We start from the raw sequence: 24,005 nt of genomic DNA, 5'->3' as shown, positions 1-24,005 counted from the left end.
CGTTCACACTCCTTTCCCCGGCCTCACATGCCCGGCGCCACGGCGAAGGGCGGCCACAGCCGCTGCGGGTCGGTAAAGGCGACCTCGAGGGTCACCAGCGACAGCGCCCCTTCGCGGCTCTCCCAGCGGTCGGACCAGCCGCGCTGCGAGGCATCGGGCCGCGCACCGTAATAGCCGATGTCGAGCCCGCTCACGCCCTCGAGCAGCACGCGCTCGCCCTGTGCGGCCTCGCCGCCGGTGGCCGTGGCGCTGCCGCTCACCTGCTGCCAGCCAAGCCGGACCTCGGCACCCTCGGCGTCGTGCCACAGTCGGAACAGGTAAAGACCCGAGACCGCCGGGCCTGCCTGCCACTCGGAGACGAAGCGCATCGCGTGGGCCTCGCCCTGCAGCGGCAGCGCGGCGGTGTCCGCGTCCCGGTAGAGCCCGGCCGGTGCCGAGAGGTCGCCCAGCCTGCGCCGCAGGAAGGACTGCGTGAGCGCCACCCGGTCGCGATGGTCCGAAACCTCGGCCACGCGCTCCCAGCTGCGCGCGCCGAACTGGAAGCCGCCGAGCATCAGCGTGCCGAGCAGCGCCAGCAGCGTCAGTGCCACCAGCAACTCGACCAGCGTGAAACCGGCATCGTGGCGGTCAGCGTCCATGCCAGCCTCCGAGCTTCAGCGTGCGCAGCGTCAGCGCCGGGCCGTTGCCGCCCGCGACCGTGAGCACCACGTCATAGGCGGCAAAGGGCGTGTCGCCGGTCTCCGAGAGCGGGCGCACCGTTGCCGACCACGGCTCGCCGGTGGCGAGCGTCCCGGTCCAGAGCGGCTCGCGCAGGGACAGGTCGGCGCCGATGCGGTCGAGGATCGAGCGCGCCTCAAGCACCCGCGCGGTGGCCCGGTCCGCGGCGCGTTCCTGCATCATGCCACTCGAAAGCGCGCCGGAAACGCTTGTCAGCGTCACCGCGAGGATGGCGAAGGCGACCAGCACCTCGATCAGGGTGAACCCGCTGTCAGCTCTCCGTGTCATGGACCCTCACCGTGCCGTCGAACCAGTCGATCCCGACCGTGTAATCCGCGGACCCGCGCCGGAGCCGGACCTCGCCGCCGGTCGAGGTGCCGTCGGGGTAGAACCGCACGCGACCCCGTGCTTCGTCGAGCCGCTCGCGCGTGGCAGTGAGCAGGGTGAGTGCCGTGCCCTCGGGCAGGAAGCTGGCCGGACCGGCGCTGCCGGTGCGGAAGAGCCGCCGCTCGACATCGATCAGCACCACCGTCTCGCGGTTGTCGCGCAGGGCGGCGCTGCGGGCCGCACGCAGCGCGGTCCCGAGATCCTGCGCTGCCGCGCGCAGTTCGAGCCGTGGCGCGACGCGGTCGAGCATCGGCGTGGCCAGTGCCGCCACCGCCGCCATCACCGTCATCACGACCAGCAGCTCGACCAGCGTGAAGCCACCGGCCGTGCCGGTCCCGACGCATCTGCCGTTACCAGCTCGTGACATCCGCGTTCTCTCCATCGCCGCCCTCGGCACCGTCCGCGCCGAGGCTCCAGAGGTCGAAGGGGCCGTGGTCCCCCGGCGCGCGATACTCGTAGGCGCGCCCCCAGGGGTCGGTCAGCGCGTCGGCCTTGCGCAGGTAGGGGCCGTTCCAGCCCGCCGCCCCGCCGCGTGGCGCCTCCATCAGGGCTGCGAGCCCCTCGTCGGTCGAGGGGTAGTGCCCGACGTCCAGCGCGTAGAGATCGAGGATCGAGGTCAGCCGGTTCACCTGCACCCCGGCCGCGTCGGCCCGTGCGCCGCCGAGGTACTTGATCGCCTGCGGCACTGCGAAGGCCGCGATCAGCGACAGGATGAGCAGCACCACCAGCAGCTCGACCAGCGTCATGCCGCGCTCGCCCTTGCGGGGCGTGGTGCTGCGGGGCGTAAGAGCCGTGTCTGTCATCGTCTTGTCCTCCGGTGGTCACATCGCGAGATCGTAGGAGCCGAGGATGGCCCCCAGCATCGAGCCCACGATGAAGGCAATCACCGCGCCGAGCAGGATGGTCACCCCCGGCGCGAGCAGGGCCAGCGCGCGTTGCAGCGCGCGCTCGACCTCGGTGTCGTAGATGTCGGCGACCTGCAGCAGCATCGGGTGCAGCTCGCCGCTTTCCTCGCCAACCTCGATCAGCTGCAGCGCCAGCGGCGGGAACAACCCGCTGCGGCGCATCGGCCTGGCCAGCCCCTCGCCGCGCGCAAGCGGCCCCGCGAGCCGGCGCGCGGCCTCGGCCACGGCGCGGTTCGACAGGGTGCCGGCGGCAACGCCGATGGCCTCGATCAGCACGACGCCATTGGCCCGCAGCGTGCCGAGACTGCGGCAGAAGCGGGCGGTCTCGATCCGCCGCAGCAGCCCGCCGATCACCGGCGCCCGCAGCATCCAGCCATCGAGCCGGCGCCGGTTGCGCTCGCCGAGGCCGATGCCCCGGAGCGCCAGCAGCAGGACCAGCAGGCCCGCCGCCAGCAGCCAGCCCCAGCGGCTCACGGTCTCGGAGGCGGCAAAGACGATACGGGTCGAGAGCGGTGGTTCGATGCCGCTTTCCTCGAACATCGGCTGGAACTCGGGCACCACGTAGACCAGCAGCACCACGAGCGAGAGGCCGGTCAGCGCGAGCACCAGCATCGGGTAGGTGAGCGCCGAGCGGACGCTGGCCTTCAGCGCCTCGCGCCGCTCGAGCATGGTGCCGAGCCGGGTGAGCACGTCGACCATGACGCCACCGGACTCGCCGGCGCGGATCATGCCGATGTAGAAGGCGGGAAAGATCGTGGGCCGTGCCTCCATCGCCTGCGCGAGCGGGCTGCCGCCCCGGATCGCCTCGAGCAGCCCGCCGGCAACGCCGCGCAAGGGCCCGTCGTCGAGGATGCGGTCGAGCATCGACAGCGCCCGGTCCACCGGCAGCCCGGCACCGAGCAGGATGGCGAACTCGCGGGTGAACAGCATCAGGTCCTTGTCCGAGACGCGGCGCCGGCGGAACAACCCGCCGAAGAGCGTGCGGCGCGCGGCAGCCTCACGCCCCGGTTGGACCTGCAGCGGCACCATGCCCTGGCCACGCAGCACCCCGATGGCGCCGGCGCGGCTGTCGCTGTCGACCTGGCCCACGACCACCTCGCCGCCCCGCACCAGTGCCTTGTACTGGAACCGCGCCATGGCCTAGCCCTCCCGCGTCGTGCGCATGACTTCCTCGAGGGTCGTCACGCCCTGCACGACCTTGGCGAGACCGTCCTCGAACATGGTGCGCATGCCCTCGGCAACGGCGGCCTGGTGCAGCTCCTGCGCCTCGGCGTGGCGCAGGATCAGGCTGCGGATCGGGTCGGTCATCGGCAGCACCTCGACCAGCATGGTGCGACCGAGGTAGCCCTTGCCGCGACAGGCCTCGCAGCCGCAGGCGCGATAGAGGGTGATGCCGTCGCGACCGGCGTCGGGTGTGTACCGGTCGAGCCCGAACTGCTCGACGATCTCCGGCAGCGCGGTGTAGGGCGCGCGGCAGTGCGGACAGAGCCGGCGCACCAGCCGCTGCGCGGCCAGCCCCTCGAGCGTCGAGGTCAGCAGGTAGTCCTCGACGCCCATTTCGAGAAAGCGGGTGATGGCGCTCGCGGCGTCGTTGGTGTGCAGCGTCGACAGCACGAGGTGGCCGGTCAGCGCCGCCTGCGCCGCGATGCGGGCGGTCTCGGCGTCGCGGATCTCGCCCACCATGATGATGTCCGGATCCTGCCGCAGGATCGAGCGCAGCACCGCGGCGAAGGTCAGCCCGACCGAGGGTTTCACCTGCACCTGGTTCACGCCCTCGAGCTGGTATTCCACCGGGTCCTCGACGGTGACGAGCTTGCGCCCTTCGCTGTTGATCGCACTGAGCGCGGCGTAGAGCGTGGTGGTCTTGCCGCTGCCGGTGGGGCCGGTGACCACGAAGATGCCGTGCGGCGCCGTCAGGATGGTGTCGAGCATGCCGCGCGCCGGCGCCTGAACCCCGAGCGCGTCGAAGTCGAGCGCCACCGCGTCGCGGTCGAGCAGGCGCAGCACCATCGACTCGCCGTGCATGACGGGCAGGGTCGAGACCCGGATGTCGATGGACTTGCCGCGCACCACGGTCTTGATGCGACCGTCCTGCGGCAACCGGTGCTCGGCGATGTCGAGCCGGGCCATGATCTTGAGCCGCGACACCACGGCGGCGCGCTGGCGGTCGGGCAGGCGGGCCTCTTCCTGCAGAACCCCGTCGATACGGTAGCGCACGCGCAGTGTGTGCTCGTGCGGCTCGATGTGGATGTCCGAGGCGCGCGCCTCGACCGCGCGCGCGATCAGCCCGTTCACCAACTGGACCACCGGCGCCTCGCTGGCGAGATCCTTGAGCCGCTCGACGTCGACCTCGGCGGTCTCGGCATCGGGGGCGGTGCCGTTGGCCACATCCTGCGGCGCGGCATAGAGCCGGTCGATGGCGTTCTCGATCAGCGCGGGCTCGGCGACCGCCACGGTCACCGGGCGCCCGGCGGCCAGTTCGAAGGCCTCGATCGCGAACCGGTCGAGCGGGTCGGCCATGGCCACGAGGTAGCCTGCGTCGGTCTCGGCCATCGGCAGCATCCGTCGCGCGCGCAGGAAACGCGCGCTCATGTGCTCGAGCCCCAGCGGATCCGTGGGAAGGTCGGCGACGGAGACCTGTCGCAGCCCGAGCAGGCCGGCAAGTTCCGCCGCGAGGTCGCGCTCCTGCACGAGCCCGAGCCGGGTGAGCACGTCGGGCAGGTTGCGCCCGCCGCTGCGCTCGAGCAGCCGCATCGCGCGGTCGAGACCCGCGCGGTCGAGCTTGCCCGATGCGACGAGCGCCTCGCCGAGCGCCCGCTGCACGTCGTCGATATTGCGGTCCATCGCGGACATGGCCTGCCGATCCCCTTTTGCCAGAGGCGTCTTTCGTCGTGGCTTCTCCGGTTCGTGCCCACCGTCCCGGGCTGCACGTCGCGAAGGCATCGGGCATGCAGCCCGGTGCCAGCCTTGGATAACAATATCTGAATATGGAGGCGTCCGTCTTGATCGTCGTCAATGCCGCAAGCGCGGCAAAGCGATTGGATTCAGGGTATGGGGCAGAGCACGGCGTGCGTCGAACGCGTCCTCCCTGTTCCGAGTGTCACGACGTGTGAAAGAGAGACAAGAGGGGGATCATTCGCGATGAGACAACGATCGCTATTGCTCTGCGGCACGGCAGCCTTGCTGCTCGCCTCGAGCATCCCGGGTCTCGCCGATGACGGCGAGAACACCATCAAGCGGCTGACGGGAACGCGGGTCGACAACCAGTTGACCGTGCAACCCGACGAGGTCTTCGGTTCGGAGATCCCCGAGGCCGAACATGCCTTCACCGACATGCTGCAGTTCTACGTTCCGACGCAGCGCGCAAGCGGGCTCGTGGAGCCGATCGAATACTTCGACGTGGACGGCAACCTCGTGGAAACGCTCGAGACGGCCAAGCCGCTCGTGAACGTGTTCCTCTATGGCCCCGCCGTCGAGGTCGAGGGCACCGCCTTCCTGCACAGCTTCATGGACAGCTTCGCGGCGGTCAGTCTCGATGACGGCGAGACATGGAAGACCACCAACCTGTCGCAGTCGGCGGATCAGACCTCGTTCACGCTGGGAACCTCCAAGCATGGCGGCAACCACGCGGTGAGCGATTCCGTGTTTCTCGAAAGCGCGGAGTGGATCGAGCGCAACAAGAACGTCGGCCGTCTGAACATCGTGGGCGAGGTCGACAACGACGACGGCGTGAAGCGCGTCCAGATCATCAACGCCGATACCGGCGATGACGTCTTCGCCTTCAACGTCCGCAACAACACGACCGAGTTCGATCTGGAACGCGTGGTCCGCGCCGAGAACGCGCCCTGCCGCATCGCGGCGGTGGTGGACGGCGAAGTGAGCGCGCCGGTCCCGGTAAGCTATTCCGAGGAGACGGAGGCACAATGCAGCGGCCTCGACCTGACGGAATACCCCGGTGGCGCCTACAGCATCGCGCAGGCCAGTTCCGGCAACAAGGCCATGGTCGCCTGGACCAGCCGCTACTGCCAGCAGGGGCAGCCGGGCTACTCGATCGCGTGGGACGGCACCGACGAGGGACTCTCGGACGAGCAACTCGCCAAGCGGACCGCGCTGGAAACCCTGCTGGATGTCGATGTGAGCCAGGACCTCTACCTGACGGACCTGTTCGGGGTCGCCGGGTCGCAGGGCTCGATCGACTTCGCCGAGGAGGACTATCCGCAGGCCGGCGAGGTGCCCTTCGGCTGCCTCTGGACCTCGCGCGGGGTGCTTCTGCCCGGTGACGATCCACGAACCGAAGACACCGAAGAGACGCACATGGTCTGGACCAAGCCCGAGCGGCTGACCTCCGGCCGCCGCGATCCCTACCGGGTCGAGGTCCATGCGCTTGAAGGCGCGGGCTTCGTGATGACCTGGCAGGAAGACCCCGACGGGCTGCGTCCCGGACAGGGCGAAGGCCCGGGCGAAGGCTGGAGCGGTGCCGTTGCGCACAGCCAGACCGATGTCTGGTACAGCTTCCTGCCGTGGGAATATGCCAACCTCGTCGAGAACCCCGAAGATCCGGCGGGCACGCCGGTGAACCTTGCCGACCATGACCTGACGGCCACGGGCCGGCCCCAGGCCTACGTGCCCTGGGCCGTGCCGATGCGCCTGACCAACAACAACAAGTGCACGGTCGACAAGTACTGGGATCCCAAGGATCCGCTCGACCCCGAGCTGTTCAGCTACTGCAACTACGCCGTGGCGCAGGACTACGGGCTGCAGAACTTCTGCCAGGACACCGCCAACATCCCGCAGGGACAGAACGACGAACTCGGTCTGATCTGCGTGAACGACGACGGCCTGCCGAACCTCGCCAACACCGCCGCGACCCGGCCGCGCACCTCGCTGCAGGGCTACGACTCGGACGGTGACGGCAAAACCGACAGCGGCTGGGTGATCGTCGCGACGGAGGAATCGAAGGGTCTCGGCCGCTTCGCCTTCTGGCCGGACGGCACGCCCTGCGACGAGGACGCCACCGATGACCCCGATTGCTCGGCCGACATCGGCAAGAACCAGTGGTACTTCAGCTTCGACATGGGGGCACCTGCCACCTCGGATACCGCCGCTCATCCGAACGGGCTCGTGCAGAGCCTCGTCAGCCAGGGCAACCTGCTCAACCAGCCGGAAATCGACTGGCGCACGGGCGAGTTCTACCCGGTGCTGAACACGGTCCAGATGTGGGACTTCGGCGACTACAACTACGATCTCTACAACACCGAGATCGCGCGTCGCTCGAGCCTGCTCGCGCAGGGCATCGCCAAGGGGGTGAACTCCGAAGGCGGCACCGTGGCCATCCCGTCGTGGAAACAGGGCGCGATGCGCCAGGGCGGACCGGCCGACACCATGTTCCGGCGGATCAAGGTCGATGCGCAGACATATGTCGAAGGGCTGGACAACAACCCCTACGCCTTCTCCAACGTGGTCTGTGACCCGGTGGGCGGCGTCGGCGGCTGGATCCTGACGGACGGGTCGAACCCCTACTACCCGGAGGGCATCTGCACGGCTTCCCCGACGAACCTGTCGGCGGCCATTCCCGACACCTGCATCGACACCGCGTCGGATGCGACGATCGACTGCCCGACCGTGGACTTCACCTCCTCGACCTACGGACAGCTCGTGTTCCCGCAGAATGACCCGGCCGGACCGATCCTGCAGGGCTACGCACAGGGCGAAGGCGACACCACCAAGGTGCTCACCTGGCACCAGTGCCCGTCGGACGGCACGCAGATCAGCGGCGACTTCGACGGCGTGACCTGTGACACCGACAATCGCGACGACGTGTTCGCCACGATGAACGACCAGAGCTGGTACAACCCGCTCGACGTGTCCAAGGGCCACCGCGGCTTCCTCGACGGGGATTTCGTGATGTACCTCTACGCGTGGTCGCCGAACTGGCGTCTGAATGCCCGTGGCAACGACCGCTACGACCTTTACGTCCGCCGGTCGTTCGACGGCGGGGACACCTGGACCACGCTGCCCGCGTCGTTCACCGCCAGCAATGGCGCGCTCTACGTGGGTGACGGCACGGTGACCTGCCAGGTCTACCGGTCCGAGGAAAGCCAGGTGTCGCAGTCCGTCGAGCCGATGATCTGTTCCGAGTACGGCGCAGGCGTGGCCGAGGCGGCGCGCAACGTCACCCAGCATCACAACATGCGGATCACCACGCTCGATCCGAGGTATGCGCCCACGGGTGGCCCGCGTCAGGTCAGCATCATCGAGGGTGAATGCGTCAACCTTGAAGACCCGACCATCGACGGCAGCGTGATGACCTGCGTCGATCCGCGGACCGGCGAGAGCGAACTGCGCGACCCGTCCCGCTACTTCATGGTCTTCGAGACCGGCGACAACAGCACCGTCGAAGAGGGCGAAGCCGAACCGCTCGACCTGTTCTACGGACGTGGCGAAAGCTTCGGCGACGACTACACCGTCTGGGCCGAGACCGACACCGCATCCGCCGACGCGACCTTCTGCTACCCGTCGAACCCGCAGGGGGACGACACGGTCTCCGAGGTGGTCGAAGGCAGCGGCTTCTGCAACGAGTTCGATCGCCTGAACTCTGCCGGTGATACCCACTCGAGCGAGGCCGACCTGGAAGCCAAGCAGGACGGCAGCAAGCTCTACGGCGCCTGGTCGCAGTGGGTCTTCGAGGACGACAGCATGGAACACATCGTCGAGTCGGAAGCCATGGCGCGCCGCGTCTGGTGGATCGACGACTACATCTCGTCCGAGAACGCCTGGACGCTGCCGGGAACCAACTCGGCGATGGCCGACAGGCCGGTCAAGTAACCGACGCCGGGCCGGTCGTCAGAACCGGCCCCGCAAAGACCATTAGACGGGTCGCCTTCGGGCGGCCCGTCCTTTTGCGTATCGCCGTGATCCTTGCCGCCGCGCTGGGCGCGGCGCTGTTCGCCGGTCCAGGCGCGAAGGACAGGCCGTCGAACGCTTGTCCGTGCGCAGGGTCCCGTTCTCATGGTCCTTGCAACGTGAACCTCGGCGCTGGGCGACTAGGTTGCGATGCCGTTCCCGTTTCTCGTAGGCATCACGCCAAAGAGCCCCTGCGGGTTCCGGCGTATCGCGACGGGCTCGTGCCCATGGTCTGCCGAAAGGCGGTGGCGAAGGCCGGGGCGCTTTCGTAGCCGGCAAGTCGCGCGGCCTCGGCGACCGTCGCCCCGGTGTCGAGCGCCTCGGCCGCGCGCTCCATCCGCAGCGCCCGCAGGCGGGTCAGCACCGGGGCGCCATGCGCGCGCCGGAAGAGGCGCCGCATGGTGGACTGGCTGACACCGCCCGCCGCCGCGATCTCGGCAAGCGCGGGCAGGGGGCCGGGGCGCGCGGCCAGCGCCTCCATCCTTGCCAGCTTGTCCCGTTCATGCCCCCGCAGACCGGTCTGCCCCGGCGCAAGGCGCGCCATCGCACGGCTGACCAGCCGCATGGCAAAGGCCTCTCGCTCGAAGATTTGCAGTGCGCCGTTCTCTGCGCCGCCCGCGAGCAGCGCCTCGGCGTCCGCGATGTCCTGCGGCAATGCCGGCCAGCGTTCGTCTCGCCGGGGCCCGCCCTGCATGAACGCCTGCCGCGAGATCCCCCGTTCGGCGAGCCAGTCCCATGAGACGAGGACCGTCACCTTGCGCAGGCGCTGGCCATGCTCGAAGCGCCGATGGAACGCCGCCGGCCGGTCGAGCGCGCTGAACACGATCTGCGGAGGCCGCCCCGGTGCGCGGCCGAAGGTCAGCGGCGCGCCGTCCAGCCATGCCGAGACGCTGCCCTCGAGCATCAGGTGCAGCGCGACGTTGGCGGGGCGTATGAGCCGGGTTTCGAAACTCGCTTCGACGAAGGTGTCCTGAAGGTTGATGCAGAGGCCCGACGGCAACGATGTCCCGACGCGCGCGCCGCTCAGCACGACGCGCTCTGGCGGCAGCGTCGTGGCGAAATCCTCGATACCGCTGCGCAGTCCGCGGTCGATGTCTGCAAGCGTGATCCGGTTCATCCGTGCCGGTCCCCGATTTTGGCGTTTCGGAAAAGGTTTCTGACCGGCTCGCGAAGGGGACCCGCTGGCTAGCTCCATCCCTACACCCTAGAAACTGATAGAAACAGTCAGAAAATGAGGGGCAAGGTGATGACATCGCTCAGCCATCCATCCACGCGCGTCGCGCTCCTGCTTACGACCGCGCTGTCGACGCCCGCCGTTGCGCAGGACAGCGTCTATCTCGGCGAGCTGCAGATCGACGGGGCCAGTTACGAAACCGAGGATAGCAACAGCTACACCACCGACCTGATCTCGGTCGGGGAGAAGGCGACGATGGGACCGCGCGAGGTGCCCCAGTCGACCACGGTGATCACGCGCAAGCAGATCGAGGACGGCGGCTATACCGCGCTCGAGGATGCGCTGGCCGACACGCCGGGCATCATGATCCTCAATAACGATACCGGCCGCTCGTCGATCTTCTCGCGCGGCTACGAGTTCGACTATCTCTATTTCGATGGTCTTCCCGCGCCGGTGAGCTCGATCTACGGCACCCAGCCCGACCTTTCCATCGTCGACCACGTCGAGGTGCTCAAGGGACCGGCGGGTCTGTTCATCGGCACCGGTGAGCCGGCGGGCTCGATCAACATGCGGCTCAAGCAGGCCACGGCGACCGAGCTCAAGGGCTACACGACGCTCTCGGCCGATTCCAATGGCCAGGGGCGCGTCGAGGTCGACGTGTCGGACGCGCTGAACGAGGACGGCACCCTGCGCGGCCGCTTCGTCGCCGCCTACGGTGACGGCGAGAGCTTCGTCGACGGGGTCGAGAACGGGGTCCAGAGCTACTACGGCACGCTGGCGTGGGACGTGACGCCCGACACCGAGCTGACGTTTTCGCTGAGCCACATGGAGCGCGACATCGCGCCCTTCAACGGGCTGCCGGCCTATGCCGACAACGACCTGATCTGGACCGATGTCGATGCGACCACCGCGCCCGACTGGAACGACTTCGACAATGAAACCACCGACGCGGTGCTGGCCGCCGAGCATTTCCTTGCGGGCGGCGGCCGGGTGAAGTTCTCGATGCGCCGGTCGTGGCAGGATGCCGACATGCTCTACGGCTACTCGGGCTCCTCGGCTGATGCGGACAACACGATCTCGTCGCTGTCGTGGCTGGCGCGCGAGTTCGATCAGGACAGCCTCGCGCTCGACCTGCACGCCGAGCTGCCGTTCGCCCTGGGTGGCTGGGACGCCACCGCCATCGTCGGTGCCGACTGGCAGAAGGTCGAAAGCACCATGTCGGGCGCGCGTGGCTCGATCTCCGGCAGCTGGGACCTCGACGACTGGAACGCAGGCGCCATCGCAAAGCCCGCCTACAGCTACAGCAGTCGCACCGAGACCGAGACCACCTCGACCGGCCTTTACAGCCAGGTTCGTGTGAAGCCGATCGACGCGCTGACGCTGATCGGCGGGGCCCGGCTGAGCTGGTACGATGGCACCGTGGACACGACCAACCTGTCGACCGGGGCAGTGTCCTCGGAGAGCTACGACGTCGAGGCCAAGGTGACGCCCTTCGCCGGTTTCACCTACGACGTGACCCCCGAGGCCACGGTCTACGGCAGCTATTCCGAGATCTTCATCCCTCAGTCCGAGGTGGACAGCGGCGGCGACCTGCTGGACCCGATCGAGGGGCGGCAGTACGAGCTCGGCGTGAAGGCCCGGCTGGCCTATGGTCTGGACGTGTCCGCGGCGCTCTTCGACCTGCGCGAGGTCAATCGCCCGCTGCAGATCGTCGGCGAGAACTACTACGAGGCGGAAGAAGAGGTCTCTTCTCGCGGGATCGAGCTGGAGGCCGCGGGCGAGGTGATGCCCGGTCTGCACCTCGCGGCGGGCTACACCTACACCGACACCGAGTATCTCAACGGCGCCAACGAGGGCGACGCCTTCTCGACCTACACGCCCGAGCACATGTTCAAGCTCACCGGCAGCTACGACTTCACCGAGGGCGCGCTCGAGGGCTGGAGCTTCGGCGGACGGGTGACGCGGATGTCGGAGTTCTCCTCGCGCGGGGTCGAGGCTCCGGCCTACACCACGGTCGATCTCATGGCGTCGAAGAGCTGGGACAACGGGCTGGTGATGCGCGCCGGTGTCGATAACGTGTTCGACGAGGAATATTATTCCCGCGTCGGCAGCGCGACGGTGTTCAACTTCCGCGGCGAGCCGCGCACCTTCAACGTCTCGCTCACCAAGTCGTTCTGAAGGGCCGGCCGGCTCTTGCCGCCAACGAACCATACCCACATCAGCAGGGAGCGCGGCAGGCCGCGCTCCCTTTTGCGTTTCGTCCCGTTCCACCCGCAGGCAGGGCCGACGGGCGGGCTGGCGAGGTCATTCGCGGCCCTCGGCCGGCAGGAAACGGCGCGCATTCGAGAATGACGCATTTGCCGCCGGGCATCGACGGGTTATCTTGCAGCGCACGCGTCACACTTCCACGAGGCAGCAGCACATGCCACGCACGGTCGCCACATCTCCGACCAAGCCCGCCGAGGGCACGGGCCGTCTCCGGCTCGTCTGGATCGCTTTCGGCTGGGCTGCGCTCGGGCTCGGCGTGGTGGGCATCGTGCTGCCGCTGCTGCCAACCACGCCGCTCGTGCTGCTTGCCGCCGCCTGTTTCGGGCGGGGCAGCCCGCGACTGCGGACCTGGCTGATCGAGCACCCAAGGCTGGGTCCGTCGATCCATGACTGGGAACGGCATCGCGCCATTCCGCGCCGGGCCAAGCGCGCCGCGATCATCGCCATGGCGGGCTGCATCGCACTGTCGATCGGGCTGGGGCTCTCGACGCTCGCCATCTCGATCCAGGCGGTCTGCCTGTCGGGCGCGGCGCTCTTCATCCTGACCCGGCCCGAACCGCCGACGCGCAACCGCTCCTGACCGACTTTGCCCGGCCTAGGCAGGCCATCCGCATCGACAAAACAAAAACGGGGAGGCCGAAGCCTCCCCGTTCGCGTCTCGTGATGTGATCCGGCTCAGCCGCCGAAGTCGTCAAGCATGATGTCTTCCCGGTCGACGCCGAGATCGAGCAGCATGTTGATGACCGACTGGTTCATGATCGGCGGACCGCACATGTAGAACTCGCAGTCCTCGGGGTTCGGGTGATCCTTGAGGTATTCCTCGTAGAGCACGTTGTGGATGAAGCCGGTGTAGCCCTTCCAGTCGTCCTCGGGCAGGGCGTCGGACAGCGCGACGTGCCATTCGAAGTTCGGGAATTCCTCGGCCAGCTGGTCGAAATCCTCGACGAAGAACATCTCGCGCTTCGAGCGGGCGCCGTACCAGAAGGTGATCTTGCGGTCGCGGTTCTCGAGGCGCTTGAGCTGGTCGAAGATGTGCGAGCGCATCGGTGCCATGCCGGCACCGCCGCCGATGAAAACCATTTCCTTGTTCGTGTCGCGGGCGAAGAATTCGCCGAACGGGCCGGAAATGGTGACCTTGTCGCCGGGCTTGAGGTTGAAGATGTAGGACGACATCTGCCCCGGCGGGATGCCGGTGGTGCCCGGCGGCGGCGAGGCGACGCGGACGTTGAGCATGATGAGCCCCTTTTCGTCGGGGTAGTTCGCCATGGAATAGGCGCGCTCGATCGGCTCGTCGACGGTGGACTCGTACTGCCACAGATTGAACTTGTCCCAATCCGGGCGGTATTCTTCCTCGATGTCGAAGTCCTTGTAGGACAGCTTGTGCGCGGGCGCCTCGATCTGGATGTAGCCACCGGCGCGGAAGTTCACGTCCTCGCCCTCGGGCAGCTCCAGCACGAGGTTCTTGATGAAGGTCGCGACGTTCTCGTTGGAACGCACGGTGCATTCCCACTTCTTGACGCCGAAGACCTCTTCGGGGACCTCGATCTTCATGTCCTGCTTGACCGCAACCTGGCAGGACAGGCGGTCGCCGCAGGCGGCTTCGCGCTTGGTGATGTGGCTCTCCTCGGTGGGCAGGATCGACCCGCCTCCCTCGAAGATGCGCACCCGGCATTGTGCGCAGGTGCCGCCGCCGCCGCAGGCGGAGGGCACGAAGAGCTTCTGTGCCGCCAGCGTCTGCAGCAGCTTGCCGCCCGCCGGGACCGAGATGGTCTTTTCGTCGTTGATGGTGATGTTGACGTTGCCCGAGGACACCAGCTTGGACCGGGCGGCGATGATGATGGTCACCAGCGCCAGCACGATCAGGGTGAAAAGGACGACGCCAAGGCTGAACGTTAGCATTTCCTGACTGTCTCCCGCCTCAGAGTTTCACGCCGCTGAAGGACATGAAGGCCATCGCCATCAGACCCGCGGTGATGAAGGTGATGCCGAGACCCTGCAGCCCGTCGGGGATGTCGGAGTACTTCAGCTTCTCGCGCACGCCGGCCATGGCGGTGATCGCCAGCGCCCAGCCGAAGCCCGAGGACAGGCCGTAGGTCATTGCCTCGGGGAAGTCGTAGGCGCGTTCGACCATGAACAGCGAGCCACCGAGGATGGCGCAGTTCACCGTGATGAGCGGCAGGTAGACACCCAGCGCGTTGTAGAGCGGCGGGAAATACTTATCGAGCACCATCTCGAGGATCTGCACCAGCGCGGCGATCACCCCGATATAAGAGATCAGGCCGAGGAAGGTCAGGTCCACGTCCGGGAAGCCGGCCCAGGCCAGCGCGCCGGGGGCAAGAAAGTAGTTCAGGATGAGGTTGTTCGCCGGCACCGTGATCGCCTGCACGACCATCACCGAGATGCCGAGCCCGATCGCGGTGGCGATCTTCTTCGACACGGCCAGGAAGGTGCACATGCCGAGGAAGAACGACAGCGCGAGGTTCTCGACGAAAACCGCCTTTACGGCGAGGGAAACGAGCCCTTCCATCAGTGTGCCTCCACCGTCTGGATCTTGTATTCACGCTCTTCGTTCTGCGCCGGCTTCCAGGTGCGGACCGCCCAGATCAGCAGGCCGATCACGAAGAAGGCCGAGGGCGGCAGCAGCAGCAGACCGTTGGGCACGTACCAGCCGCCGTTGTTGACCGTCGGCAGGATGGTGATGCCGAAGAGCGACCCCGAGCCCAGAAGCTCGCGGATGACGCCCACGGTCATCAGGATGAGCCCGTAGCCGAGCCCGTTGCCGACGCCATCGATGAAGCTGTCCACCGGCGGGTTCTTCATGGCGAAGGCCTCGGCACGGCCCATCACGATGCAGTTCGTGATGATCAGGCCGACGAAGACCGACAGCGTCTTGGAGATCTCGTAGGCGAAGGCCTTGAGCAGCTGGTCGACCACGATGACGAGGCTCGCGATGATGACCATCTGCACGATGATCCGGATCGAGCCGGGGATCTGGTTGCGCAGCGCCGAGATGAACATCGACGAGAAGCCCGTCACCAGCGTCACCGCGATGGCCATGACGAAGGCCACCTTGAGCGACGAGGTCACCGCGAGCGCCGAGCAGATGCCCAGCACCTGCAGCGTGATCGGGTTGTTGTCGATCAGCGGATCGACAAGTTGCGATTGGCGTTTGTGGGCCATCAGATCTCTCCTGCCTTAAGCCGCTCGAGGAAGGGCTCGTAGCCCTGCTCGCCCATCCAGAAGCGGACAAGGTTGTCGACACCGCGCGAGGTCAGGGTCGCCCCGGCCAGCGCGTCGATGTAATACTCACGCCCCGCCGCGGGGGGCTGCTTGGCCACGGTGATCTGCAGCACGCCGTCTTCGTCGCGCAGCTTCTTGCCGTTCCAGAGCGCCTTCCAGCGGGGGTTGTCGACCTCGGCGCCAAGGCCGGGGGTCTCGCCCTGCTGGTAGAACTGCAGGCCGAAGATGTCGTTGCCGTTCTCTTCCAGCGCGATGAAGCCGTAGAGCGTCGACCACAGGCCGTAGCCCTCGATCGGCAGCACCACCTTGTCGATCTCTCCGGCGTCGTCGCGCAGGATGTAGATCATCTGGAAATACTGCTGCTGACCGCCGAGCCCCGCCGGGTCCTCGTCGAGGGCCCGCACGATGGCCGGGTCGCTCGAGGTGGCGAGCTCGTCGAAGGTCTCGATATCGTAGTCCTCGGTGAACTCGCCGCTCGACAGGTCGAGCACATGCGGCTCGAAGGCCTCGAAGGCCTCGGCGACCGGCACGTTCGGATCGTAGACGCCGGCGACCTCGAGGATGTTCATGCGCTTGTCGCGTTGGCTGTTCGCTTCCTGGATGGGGCGCAGCGCCACGGCCGCGGCCGACACGATCATCGAGGCGACGAGGCAGAGCGCCACGGCCACGAAGACGGTCTTGCCGACGTTGTCCGGCGGCGTGTCGAGGAAGCGACGGAGAAGTCCCTTGTTCTGGGTGGTCTCAGGCATTGCGCTTGGCCCTCCGCTTGATGTTGGCCTGAACGACGAAGTAGTCGATCAGCGGCGCAAAGACGTTGCCGAACAGGATGGCGAGCATCATGCCTTCCGGGAAGGCCGGGTTGATGACGCGGATCATCACCACCATGAAGCCGATGAGCGCGCCGTAGATGTAGCGGCCGGCGTTGGTGTGGCTCGCCGAGACGGGCTCGGTCACCATGAACGCGAGACCGAAGGCATAGCCGCCCACGACAAGGTGCCAGTACCAGGGCATCGCGAACATCGGGTTGCTGTCCGAGCCGATCAGGTTCAGCAGCGTCGAAAAGCCGATCATGCCAAGCAGGCAGCCGACGATCAGCCGCCAGTTGGCGATCCTGGTGACCAGCAGGAACGCGAGCCCGACCAGCGCCGCGAGGGTCGAGGTCTCGCCGATGGAGCCCTGGATCGTGCCGATGAAGGCCTCGAGCCAGGTGATGCCGTGCTGGGGCAGGGCGGTGTAGCCGTCGCTGGCACCCACCGCGAGCGCGGTTGCGCCCGAGTAGCCGTCGACCGGGACCCAGACGCTGTCGCCCGACATCTGCGCGGGATAGGCGAAATACAGGAACGCCCGGCCTACCAGTGCGGGATTCAGGAAGTTCTTGCCGGTGCCGCCGAACACTTCCTTGCCGATGACCACGCCGAAGATGATGCCGAGCGCGACCTGCCAGAGCGGCGCGGTGGCCGGCATGATCAGCGCGTAGAGCATCGAGGTCACGAGAAAGCCCTCGTTGACCTCGTGGCCGCGCACGACGGCGAAGATCACCTCGAAGATGCCGCCGGCGATCAGCGTGATGATGTAGATCGGCAGGAAATACATCAGCCCGTGCAGGATGTTGGCCAGCGGGTTCGCCGGGTTGAAGCCGATGCCAAGCGCGTCGATGATCGCCGCGCGCCAGCCCGAGGCGCCGTATTCGGCGATCGCCTGGTTGGTCTGAAGCCCGGTGTTGTAGAGCCCGAAGAGGATGCAGGGGATCGTCGCGATGACCACGTAGGTCATGATCCGCTTCATGTCGATGTAGGAGCGGGCATGGGGCGCGACGGTCGTGACCGTCTTGGGGGTATAGATGAAGCTTTCCACCATCTCGTAGATGGCGAAGTATTTCTCGTACCGGCCGCCCTTGGTGAAATGCGGCTCGATCCGATCAAAGAAATTGCGCAGACCCAAGGCCTACCCCTCCTTTTCGATCTTGGTGAGGCTGTCGCGCAGGGCGATGCCGTATTCGTATTTCGCCGGGCAGGCGAAGCCCACGAGGCCGAGGTCCTCTTCGTCGAGCTCCAGCGCGCCGAGCGCCTGCGCCTGGTCGGTGTCCATCACCAGCAAGGCCCGCAGAAGCTGCGTCGGCAGGAAATCCTGCGGCATCAGGCGCTCGAACGTGCCGATCGGCACCATGGCGCGGCGGCCGCCGTTGAGGTTCGACGTCAGTGCGTAGAGCTTGCGGGTGAAGGCCGAGCCCAGCACCGGCTGAACCGCGTATTTCGACGGCATCGGACGGATCCAGCCCATCGGGATCTGCTCGCGGTCTTCCTTGATCAGCGTGATCTGCCGCGCGTAGCGCCCGAGGTAGGCGCTGGGACCGTCGCCCATGCGGCCCGACAGGATCGAGCCCGAGATCACGCGTACCGGCTGCTTGGTGTTCAGGTCGTCGGCGCAGAGATCGGTCATCGAGGCGCCGGCGACGGTGCGCACCAGCCGCGGCCGGCGGCAGAGCGGCCCCGAAAGCGCGATGATCCGCGACGAGTCGAGGCGCCCGGTGTCGAGCAGTTTCCCGATCGCGATCACGTCGTGGTAGCCGATCGTCCAGACCGTCTTCTCGGTGGAGGGCGGCTCGAGGAAGTGCATGTGCGTACCGGCAAGGCCCGCCGGGTGCGGCCCCGAGAAGCCCGCCACGTAGACACCCGAGATCCCCGCGCCGGGCACCTCGGAATCGGCGTCCTGACACAGGTATGTGTGGCCATCCGTCAGATGCGTGATCGCTTGAAGGCCGTGGTAGAAGGCCTTGGAATCCTGCGCGATAATCTCGGCGGCATCACCGCTGAGCGGCTCGCTGTCCATGGCGGTCACGTAGATCGCGGCGGGGCGCGTTTCCGGGTCCGGCACCTTGGAATAGGGGCGCGTGCGGAACGAGGTCCAGAGACCCGCCGCGCAGAGCCGCTCGGTGATGCCCTCGGCGGTGTGCGGGTCGCCCAAGCCCGAGAAATCCACCGGCTCGGCGGCCTGCGGGTCGATCTCGATCTCGACACTGATGAGCCGTCGCCGGGCACCGCGGTTGATCGCCTTGATCCGTCCGGAGACCGGGGCGGTGATCTGCACCTGCGGGTTGTCCTTGTGCGTGAGAATCGGCGCGCCGGCTCCGACAGCATCGCCCTCCTGCACGGAAAGGCGCGGCTTCAGCCCGATGTAGTCCTCACCCAGAATGGCGACGGTCCGGACGGCCGGGGCGTCTTCGATCCCGCCGTCGGGTGCCCCCAGCACCGGAACATCGAGACCTTTTCTTAAGGTAAATCGCTGCACGTCTTAATCGTCCTGTCCATTTTTCGCGGTCTTATGCGCCGCGGCGCGGCATTTTGGAAGGTCCTCAATATGTTTTGTGTCGTTTAATGTTGAATCACCCCGCGAACTCGCTCAGAAGCCCAGCATCTGATCGTCGATCGCGACGCAATCCTTCATCGGAGAAAAGACCCGTGGCCGAACAATTCCTCCTTTCACGCCGTAGCTTCATCGCCATGCCGCTCGCGCTTGCCGCATGCAAGAAGGGCTGGTCCGTGCTGGAGCTCTCGGGGCTGACCATGGGCACCGGCTATTCCGTGATTGCCGTCGACCATACCAAGTCGGTCGACAAGGTCGAGCTTCAGGCCGCCATCGACGCGAGCCTTGCAAAGGTCAACGCGCAGATGTCGAACTGGGACGACGCGTCGGAAATCTCGCGCTTCAACGCCTCGCGCGCCGCGGCCCCCGTGGCCGTCTCGCCGGAGCTTGCGCAGGTGATGAAGGCCGCGCAGGAAGTGAACGAGGGCAGTGATCGCCGTTTCGACGTCACCGTCGGCCCGCTGATCGACCTCTGGGGCTTCGGCGCGCGCGGCACACGTGCCGACACGCCGGGCGACACGGAAATCGCCGACGCGCTGGCCTGCTGCGGCCAGCACGAGATCATGCGCGTGGGCGACGGCGCCCTGCAGAAGGCCCGCCCCGAGGCCGAGGTTTACCTGTCGGCCATCGGCAAGGGCTTCGGCGTCGACGAGATGGCGCGCACCCTCGCGCGCTTCGGCGTGACCGATTACATGGTCGAGATCGGCGGCGACCTCTACACCGCTGGCCTCAACCCCGACGGCCGCCCCTGGCAGATCGGCATCGAGACGCCGCAGGCCTTCGACCGTGGCGTGCAGGAGATCGTCGGCGTGTCGAACCTCGGCGTGGCGACCTCGGGCGATTACCGCAACTTCTTCGACGCGGATGGCCAGCGCTACTCGCACATCATCGACGCGACCACCGGCCGTCCGGTCACGCACCAGACCGCCTCGGTCACCGTGCTGACCGAGAACGCCATGCTCGCCGACGCCTGGGCCACCGCGTTGCTGGTGCTCGGCCGCGAGCGCGGGCTCGAGATCGCAAATGATCGTGACATGGCCGTGCTCTTCATTGAACGCGGCCCCAACGCGGGCGACAAGGGCACCGTGACCACCGCCAGCGAGCGCTACAAGACGCTGCAGGCCTGATCCGCGTCTGAACCAACCCGCCGCCGCAAGGAGTGTCCGGCATGTCGACCTTCCTTCTCGCCTTCGGGCTCCTGATGATCGTGATGCTGGGCATGGCGCTCGGCGTCATCTTCAACGGACGCACCATCAAGGGCAGCTGCGGCGGGCTGAACGCCATTGCCGACGCCGATCACTGCGTGGTCTGCAAGAAGGAAATCGACCCGGACAGCCCGCTGCGCGACAGGCTCAGCTGCCCCCGCGCGCGGCGCATGGTCGAGGACATGGAGCGCGAAGCGGCCTCCTGACCGGTCTCTGCGCGGCATTTCTCGAAAAGATCCGACCGTGCGCGGCGCGCCTTAGCTACCGAGCGGCAGGAAGCCGAGCGTCAGCAGCGCCACCGCCGCGACCGCCCCGAACAGCCAGAGCTGCCAGCGCGGGCCCTCGGCCTTCCAGGTGCGGCGATACTGGTAGCCCGCGAGGCAGGCGATCACGAACAGCACCGTGGCCACGGCGGGTGAGAGCGAAAGCTCGGACAAAAGACGACCTTCTCGACAAAGCGCGTTTACTCGTGCGCTGATTGCACTAACCTCAATCGGGATCAAGGGAGGTCACGCGATGCCTGCTTCATACCAACCGGAAACCCGTGGCGACGGCGACGAGCAGAAAAGCGTCAGCCAGTCGCTCGAGACGAACCTGAAGGCCGCCGAGACGACGGTGCGCCATATCCTCGACCAGAAGGGCGGCGAGGTCATCTCGATCCGGCCCGATGCCACCATCGGCGCGGCGGTGGAACTGCTGCGCGACCGCAAGATCGGCGCAGTCGTGGTCACCGACGAGAGCGGCGCGCTGACCGGGATCCTGTCCGAGCGCGACATCGTCCGCCGTCTTGCCGACACGCCGGGGCAGACCCTGCCACAGACGGTCGCCGAACTGATGACGCCCGACCCGCAGACCTGCGCGCCCGACGAGTCGCTGGTAAGGTTGCTGCGACGCATGACCGACGGCCGATTCCGCCACATGCCGGTGGTCGAAGAGGGCGCGATGATCGGCATGGTGTCGATCGGCGACGTGGTGAATTTCCGTCTCACCGCGCTGGAATACGAGGCTCTGCAGCTCAAGCAACTGATCGTCGGCTGACCTTTCCGGATTGCCGATGACGCCACGGCCTGCCCTCGGGCGGGCCGTTTTCATGTGCGGTTCGGTCCGAAATTTTTGCGTCATCTGAATGAACTGCGGCATTGTGTCGCCGCGTTTCCGTGATAGCCTCTCTCTCAGGGAGGACAATCAATGACGTTATTTATGGTGGGCCTGTCCATAGGCCTTCTGATCACCGCACCGCTCATCATTCTCGCACTGGTCGCAGGCGTCAGTTCACGCCGGACCGCACGGCGTGACGCGCCGGCGGCAAGCGCGGCGGTGCTGCCCTTTGCCCCGGTACGGGGGCGGGCCTGAGAGTCTCGGATCGACGGTCGCACCCTTGAGGAGGGGCGCGGTCAGGGTCTGAGACCAGCAGCCGGATCGGCTTCGGAGATCACAGGACGACATACGGCGCCGGGACACTCTTCCGGCGCCGTTTCTCCGTGCATCAATGGCGGGACGTGACCAATCTACCGTCGTTCCGACAGCGGGTCCGGGGCGCCGGATTGCCGTCATGCCCCGAGGGCGGCACAAGGGCGGCACTGGAACAAGGACGAACGGATGACGAAGAAGATCATGCTGCTGACCGGCGGCTCCCGCGGAATTGGACATGGAATCGCGCTCGAGGCCGCGCGCCGTGGCTGGTTCGTGTCGCTTGGGCTACGGGATGCCTCGGGCCTGCCCGAAGGATTGGACGCAAGCTCGGCCGAGGCGGTGCCTTACGACGCCAGCAAGGGAGGCGAGGCAGACTGGGTGGCGGGCGTCATGGAGCGTCATGGCCGGATCGACGCCGTAGTGGCCTGCGCCGGGCTCTTCACCCCGGACAGCATCGTCACCGACGATGACGTAGGCGTTCACGAGCTCTTCGAAGTCAACGCCCATGCCCCGCGCCGACTGGCAGCGGCGGCCTGGGAGCCGCTCGCGACGTCAGGCGAGGGGCGGGTGATCGTCATGGCCTCGCTGTCGGGAAAGCGTGTGAAAAGCGCCGGGTCGGCGCTCTATTCCTTCTCGAAGTTCGCCGCGGTCGGGCTGGCCCACGCGCTGCGTCACGAAGGCTGGGAAAAGGGCATTCGCGCCACCGCGATCTGTCCGGGTCTCGTGGCCACCGACATGGGAGAGACCGCCTCCGGTGGTGATTATCCGACCGCCGCGATGACGCAGGTCGAGGACCTCGCGCGGCTCACGCTCGACACCATCGCGCTGCCGGGCACGCTCTCGCAGGCCGAGGTCGCGGTGAACTGCCAGCCCGACGGCATTCACTGACCCGGCGCGTACCTGTCGTACCCGAGCCGAGAGCGCGGCGACGCCACATGCAGCCATGAAAAAGGGGCCGCGCCGGGATGGCGCGGCCCCTGTGTCTTTGCCGGGAGGGCGGATTACTTCGCGGCGGTGACGACGATCTCGACGAGCACGTCCTTGCCAAGCTCGGCCACGCCGATGAAGGCGCGGACGGGCAGCTGCTCGGGCGAGAGCCACTCGGTCCAGGCCTCGTTCAGACCGTCCTTCTGCGAGAAGTCGGTCGCGTAGATCATGGCCGAAAGGATCTTGTCCTTCGAACTGCCGGCCTGCTCGAGCAGCGCCTCGATCTTGGCGCAGACCTCTTCCGTCTGGCCCTTCATGTCCTTGCTGCGGTCGTCGGCGACGACGCCGCCGATGTAGACGGTGCCCGCGTGTTCGACGATGCGGTGGTGGATCTTGGTCTGGACGGAACGGGTGATCATGGATCTCTCCTTGTTGCGGCCGCGGGGCCGATGTGAACGGCCCCGTGCTGTCGCGACGGGGCCTTGCGCGGCATCATTCCCGCAGGGCGTGCAAGCCGCAAATGAGAAAAGATCGAAACCCCATCACCCAGGGTTATGCGGTGTCAGTAGATCGGCAGAGGAGGCAAGGCCGCGACAGCCTCGGGGGCCGGGCGGAAGCGCGCCTCGATCCGGTCGAGTTCCTCGCGGATCTGGGTCAGCAGGAGGCCGGAGAGCATGGAAAGCGGCTCGTGCGTCCGGGTGTAGAGCCACATTTCCTTCGCGGGCTTGGGCCAGACCGGGCGAAAGGTAAGCTGTTCCTCGCTCCAGCCGAGCGTGGCCAGTGCCGGCACCAGCGCAACGCCCTGTCCCTCGGCGACGAAGGTGCAGGCGGTGTCGGCCATCTGCACCCGGATCACCGGGTCGATGTCTTCGCCGACCTGCCGGAAGGCCTCGGCGGTCACGGTGGTCGAAAGATCGTCGCGTCCGAGCGAGATGAACCGTTCCCGCGCGATCTCGCGCAGGTCGATGACGGGCTTGCGGGCAAGCGGATGACCGGGCGGAAGCGCGCAGACCATCGAGGTTTCGCGGAAGATCCGGCAATCGAGCCCCGAATGGCTCGTCGGGATGAGCGAGATGCCGAAATCCGCGACGCCCGTCAGCATCGACTCGTAGATCGCCCGCGAGCTGCGGGTTTCGATCGACAGGCGGACATCGGGACGGGCATCCAGGAAAGACGAAGCGATGAGCGGCAGGAACCGGAGGCTGAATGCGGGGTATGCCAGCACCGCGATCTCGCCCCGTTCGAGCTCGCGGATCGAGCGGGCGATGTTCTCGACACGGGCGACCCCGGTCAGCAGCTTCTCGGTCTCCAGGTAGAGCCGTTGCGCTTCGGATGTCGGATGCAGGCGACCGCCCGCGCGTTTGAAGAGCGCGAAGCCGCAACTGTCCTCGAATCCACGAATCAACTTCGTCACCGCCGGTTGGCTGATGAAGAGCGATTCCGCTGCGCGTGTAACGGAGCCGCACTTAATCACGGCGTTGAAGGCTTCGATTTGCCGCATAT

At 67.0% G+C, this 24,005-nt stretch carries 24 protein-coding genes; 8 read left to right on the top strand and 16 right to left on the bottom strand.

Translation table 11 applies throughout. The features are described from left to right. Nucleotides 1-23: 23 nt before the first annotated feature. From D6860_RS01315 to D6860_RS01290, 6 genes are read right to left on the bottom strand one after another with little or no spacing between them, the layout of a single operon-like run. The gene (locus D6860_RS01315) at nucleotides 24-638 is read right to left on the bottom strand and encodes a prepilin-type N-terminal cleavage/methylation domain-containing protein (protein ID WP_076624509.1); all 615 of its coding nucleotides are present in this window, start codon (nucleotides 636-638) and stop codon (nucleotides 24-26) included. Beyond that, the gene (locus D6860_RS01310; RefSeq protein ID WP_076624510.1) at nucleotides 628-1,005 is read right to left on the bottom strand and encodes a PulJ/GspJ family protein; all 378 of its coding nucleotides are present in this window, start codon (nucleotides 1,003-1,005) and stop codon (nucleotides 628-630) included. The genes D6860_RS01315 and D6860_RS01310 overlap by 11 nt, the downstream gene beginning before the upstream one ends. Further along, on the bottom strand, nucleotides 989-1,471 hold the full coding sequence (locus D6860_RS01305) for a GspH/FimT family pseudopilin (protein ID WP_076624511.1): 483 nt from the start codon (nucleotides 1,469-1,471) through the stop codon (nucleotides 989-991). The genes D6860_RS01310 and D6860_RS01305 overlap by 17 nt, the downstream gene beginning before the upstream one ends. Further along, nucleotides 1,455-1,907: a type II secretion system major pseudopilin GspG gene (gene gspG / locus D6860_RS01300; protein ID WP_076624512.1), complete on the bottom strand. Its 453-nt coding sequence runs from the start codon at nucleotides 1,905-1,907 to the stop codon at nucleotides 1,455-1,457. The genes D6860_RS01305 and gspG overlap by 17 nt, the downstream gene beginning before the upstream one ends. An 18-nt stretch (nucleotides 1,908-1,925) precedes the next feature. Beyond that, nucleotides 1,926-3,146, bottom strand: coding sequence for a type II secretion system F family protein (locus tag D6860_RS01295; protein WP_076624513.1), 1,221 nt, complete (start codon nucleotides 3,144-3,146; stop codon nucleotides 1,926-1,928). A gap of 3 nt (nucleotides 3,147-3,149) precedes the next feature. Continuing rightward, nucleotides 3,150-4,862 carry a GspE/PulE family protein gene (locus D6860_RS01290; protein WP_076624514.1) on the bottom strand — a complete coding sequence of 571 codons (1,713 nt, stop codon included), beginning with the start codon at nucleotides 4,860-4,862 and terminating at the stop codon, nucleotides 3,150-3,152. A gap of 288 nt (nucleotides 4,863-5,150) precedes the next feature. On the opposite strand from D6860_RS01290, the gene D6860_RS01285 reads away from it, so the two are divergent. Then, nucleotides 5,151-8,834 carry a choice-of-anchor O protein gene (locus tag D6860_RS01285; protein WP_128549208.1) on the top strand — a complete coding sequence of 1,228 codons (3,684 nt, stop codon included), beginning with the start codon at nucleotides 5,151-5,153 and terminating at the stop codon, nucleotides 8,832-8,834. 253 nt (nucleotides 8,835-9,087) lie between these two features. On the opposite strand, the gene D6860_RS01280 is transcribed toward D6860_RS01285, so the two are convergent. Continuing rightward, a complete protein-coding gene (locus tag D6860_RS01280; protein ID WP_076624516.1) occupies nucleotides 9,088-10,029 on the bottom strand; it encodes a helix-turn-helix transcriptional regulator in 942 nt (313 codons plus the stop codon). A gap of 129 nt (nucleotides 10,030-10,158) precedes the next feature. Between D6860_RS01280 and D6860_RS01275 the strand changes: the two genes are divergently transcribed. Then, the gene (locus tag D6860_RS01275) at nucleotides 10,159-12,264 is read left to right on the top strand and encodes a TonB-dependent siderophore receptor (protein WP_076624517.1); all 2,106 of its coding nucleotides are present in this window, start codon (nucleotides 10,159-10,161) and stop codon (nucleotides 12,262-12,264) included. Nucleotides 12,265-12,508: 244 nt separating this feature from the next. Further along, on the top strand, nucleotides 12,509-12,934 hold the full coding sequence (locus tag D6860_RS01270) for a YbaN family protein (protein ID WP_017467429.1): 426 nt from the start codon (nucleotides 12,509-12,511) through the stop codon (nucleotides 12,932-12,934). Between the two features lie 95 nt (nucleotides 12,935-13,029). Here the strand turns inward: D6860_RS01270 and nqrF are convergent, their stop codons facing one another. From nqrF to D6860_RS01240, 6 genes are read right to left on the bottom strand one after another with little or no spacing between them, the layout of a single operon-like run. Continuing rightward, nucleotides 13,030-14,253, bottom strand: a complete 1,224-nt coding sequence (gene nqrF / locus D6860_RS01265) for an NADH:ubiquinone reductase (Na(+)-transporting) subunit F (RefSeq protein WP_017467430.1) — start codon at nucleotides 14,251-14,253, stop codon at nucleotides 13,030-13,032. Nucleotides 14,254-14,272: 19 nt separating this feature from the next. After that, nucleotides 14,273-14,881, bottom strand: coding sequence for an NADH:ubiquinone reductase (Na(+)-transporting) subunit E (gene nqrE / locus D6860_RS01260; RefSeq protein ID WP_076624518.1), 609 nt, complete (start codon nucleotides 14,879-14,881; stop codon nucleotides 14,273-14,275). After that, entirely contained in the window at nucleotides 14,881-15,534 is a 654-nt protein-coding gene (locus D6860_RS01255; protein ID WP_017468444.1) for an NADH:ubiquinone reductase (Na(+)-transporting) subunit D, read from the bottom strand. The genes nqrE and D6860_RS01255 overlap by 1 nt, the downstream gene beginning before the upstream one ends. Further along, the gene (locus D6860_RS01250; protein ID WP_017468443.1) at nucleotides 15,534-16,343 is read right to left on the bottom strand and encodes a Na(+)-translocating NADH-quinone reductase subunit C; all 810 of its coding nucleotides are present in this window, start codon (nucleotides 16,341-16,343) and stop codon (nucleotides 15,534-15,536) included. The genes D6860_RS01255 and D6860_RS01250 overlap by 1 nt, the downstream gene beginning before the upstream one ends. Continuing rightward, nucleotides 16,336-17,535, bottom strand: a complete 1,200-nt coding sequence (locus D6860_RS01245) for an NADH:ubiquinone reductase (Na(+)-transporting) subunit B (protein ID WP_076624519.1) — start codon at nucleotides 17,533-17,535, stop codon at nucleotides 16,336-16,338. Before D6860_RS01245 ends, D6860_RS01250 begins: the two co-directional genes overlap by 8 nt. A 3-nt stretch (nucleotides 17,536-17,538) precedes the next feature. Next, nucleotides 17,539-18,882 carry a Na(+)-translocating NADH-quinone reductase subunit A gene (locus D6860_RS01240; protein ID WP_076624520.1) on the bottom strand — a complete coding sequence of 448 codons (1,344 nt, stop codon included), beginning with the start codon at nucleotides 18,880-18,882 and terminating at the stop codon, nucleotides 17,539-17,541. 212 nt (nucleotides 18,883-19,094) lie between these two features. Between D6860_RS01240 and D6860_RS01235 the strand changes: the two genes are divergently transcribed. Together D6860_RS01235 and nqrM are read left to right on the top strand one after the other, a co-directional pair. Beyond that, nucleotides 19,095-20,084: an FAD:protein FMN transferase gene (locus D6860_RS01235; protein ID WP_179949494.1), complete on the top strand. Its 990-nt coding sequence runs from the start codon at nucleotides 19,095-19,097 to the stop codon at nucleotides 20,082-20,084. Between the two features lie 41 nt (nucleotides 20,085-20,125). Next, a complete protein-coding gene (nqrM, locus tag D6860_RS01230; protein ID WP_017468025.1) occupies nucleotides 20,126-20,368 on the top strand; it encodes a (Na+)-NQR maturation NqrM in 243 nt (80 codons plus the stop codon). Nucleotides 20,369-20,419: 51 nt separating this feature from the next. Here nqrM and D6860_RS01225 read toward each other — a convergent pair whose 3' ends face one another. Then, entirely contained in the window at nucleotides 20,420-20,599 is a 180-nt protein-coding gene (locus D6860_RS01225) for a hypothetical protein (RefSeq protein ID WP_076624521.1), read from the bottom strand. 79 nt (nucleotides 20,600-20,678) lie between these two features. Here D6860_RS01225 and D6860_RS01220 point away from each other — a divergent pair, with 79 nt between their 5' ends. The 3 genes from D6860_RS01220 to D6860_RS01215 all read left to right on the top strand — a co-directional run bounded on the left by D6860_RS01220 (nucleotide 20,679) and on the right by D6860_RS01215 (nucleotide 22,463). Then, nucleotides 20,679-21,200 carry a CBS domain-containing protein gene (locus D6860_RS01220; protein WP_076624522.1) on the top strand — a complete coding sequence of 174 codons (522 nt, stop codon included), beginning with the start codon at nucleotides 20,679-20,681 and terminating at the stop codon, nucleotides 21,198-21,200. Nucleotides 21,201-21,350: 150 nt separating this feature from the next. After that, entirely contained in the window at nucleotides 21,351-21,515 is a 165-nt protein-coding gene (locus D6860_RS25130; protein WP_017468018.1) for a hypothetical protein, read from the top strand. Nucleotides 21,516-21,761: 246 nt separating this feature from the next. Further along, nucleotides 21,762-22,463 (top strand): SDR family NAD(P)-dependent oxidoreductase, encoded by a 702-nt coding sequence (locus D6860_RS01215; RefSeq protein ID WP_076624523.1) that lies wholly within the window; start codon nucleotides 21,762-21,764, stop codon nucleotides 22,461-22,463. A 113-nt stretch (nucleotides 22,464-22,576) separates the two neighbouring features. Here the strand turns inward: D6860_RS01215 and D6860_RS01210 are convergent, their stop codons facing one another. Next, nucleotides 22,577-22,921 (bottom strand): RidA family protein, encoded by a 345-nt coding sequence (locus tag D6860_RS01210; protein WP_076624524.1) that lies wholly within the window; start codon nucleotides 22,919-22,921, stop codon nucleotides 22,577-22,579. Between the two features lie 143 nt (nucleotides 22,922-23,064). Next, a complete protein-coding gene (locus tag D6860_RS01205; protein ID WP_229743219.1) occupies nucleotides 23,065-24,003 on the bottom strand; it encodes a LysR substrate-binding domain-containing protein in 939 nt (312 codons plus the stop codon). Nucleotides 24,004-24,005: the final 2 nt, after the last annotated feature.

It is taken from the genome of Salipiger sp. D13, assembly GCF_003703915.1.
Taxonomy (GTDB): Bacteria; Pseudomonadota; Alphaproteobacteria; order Rhodobacterales; family Rhodobacteraceae; genus Salipiger; species Salipiger profundus.
This window is presented reverse-complemented; position numbering and strand designations above follow the sequence as displayed.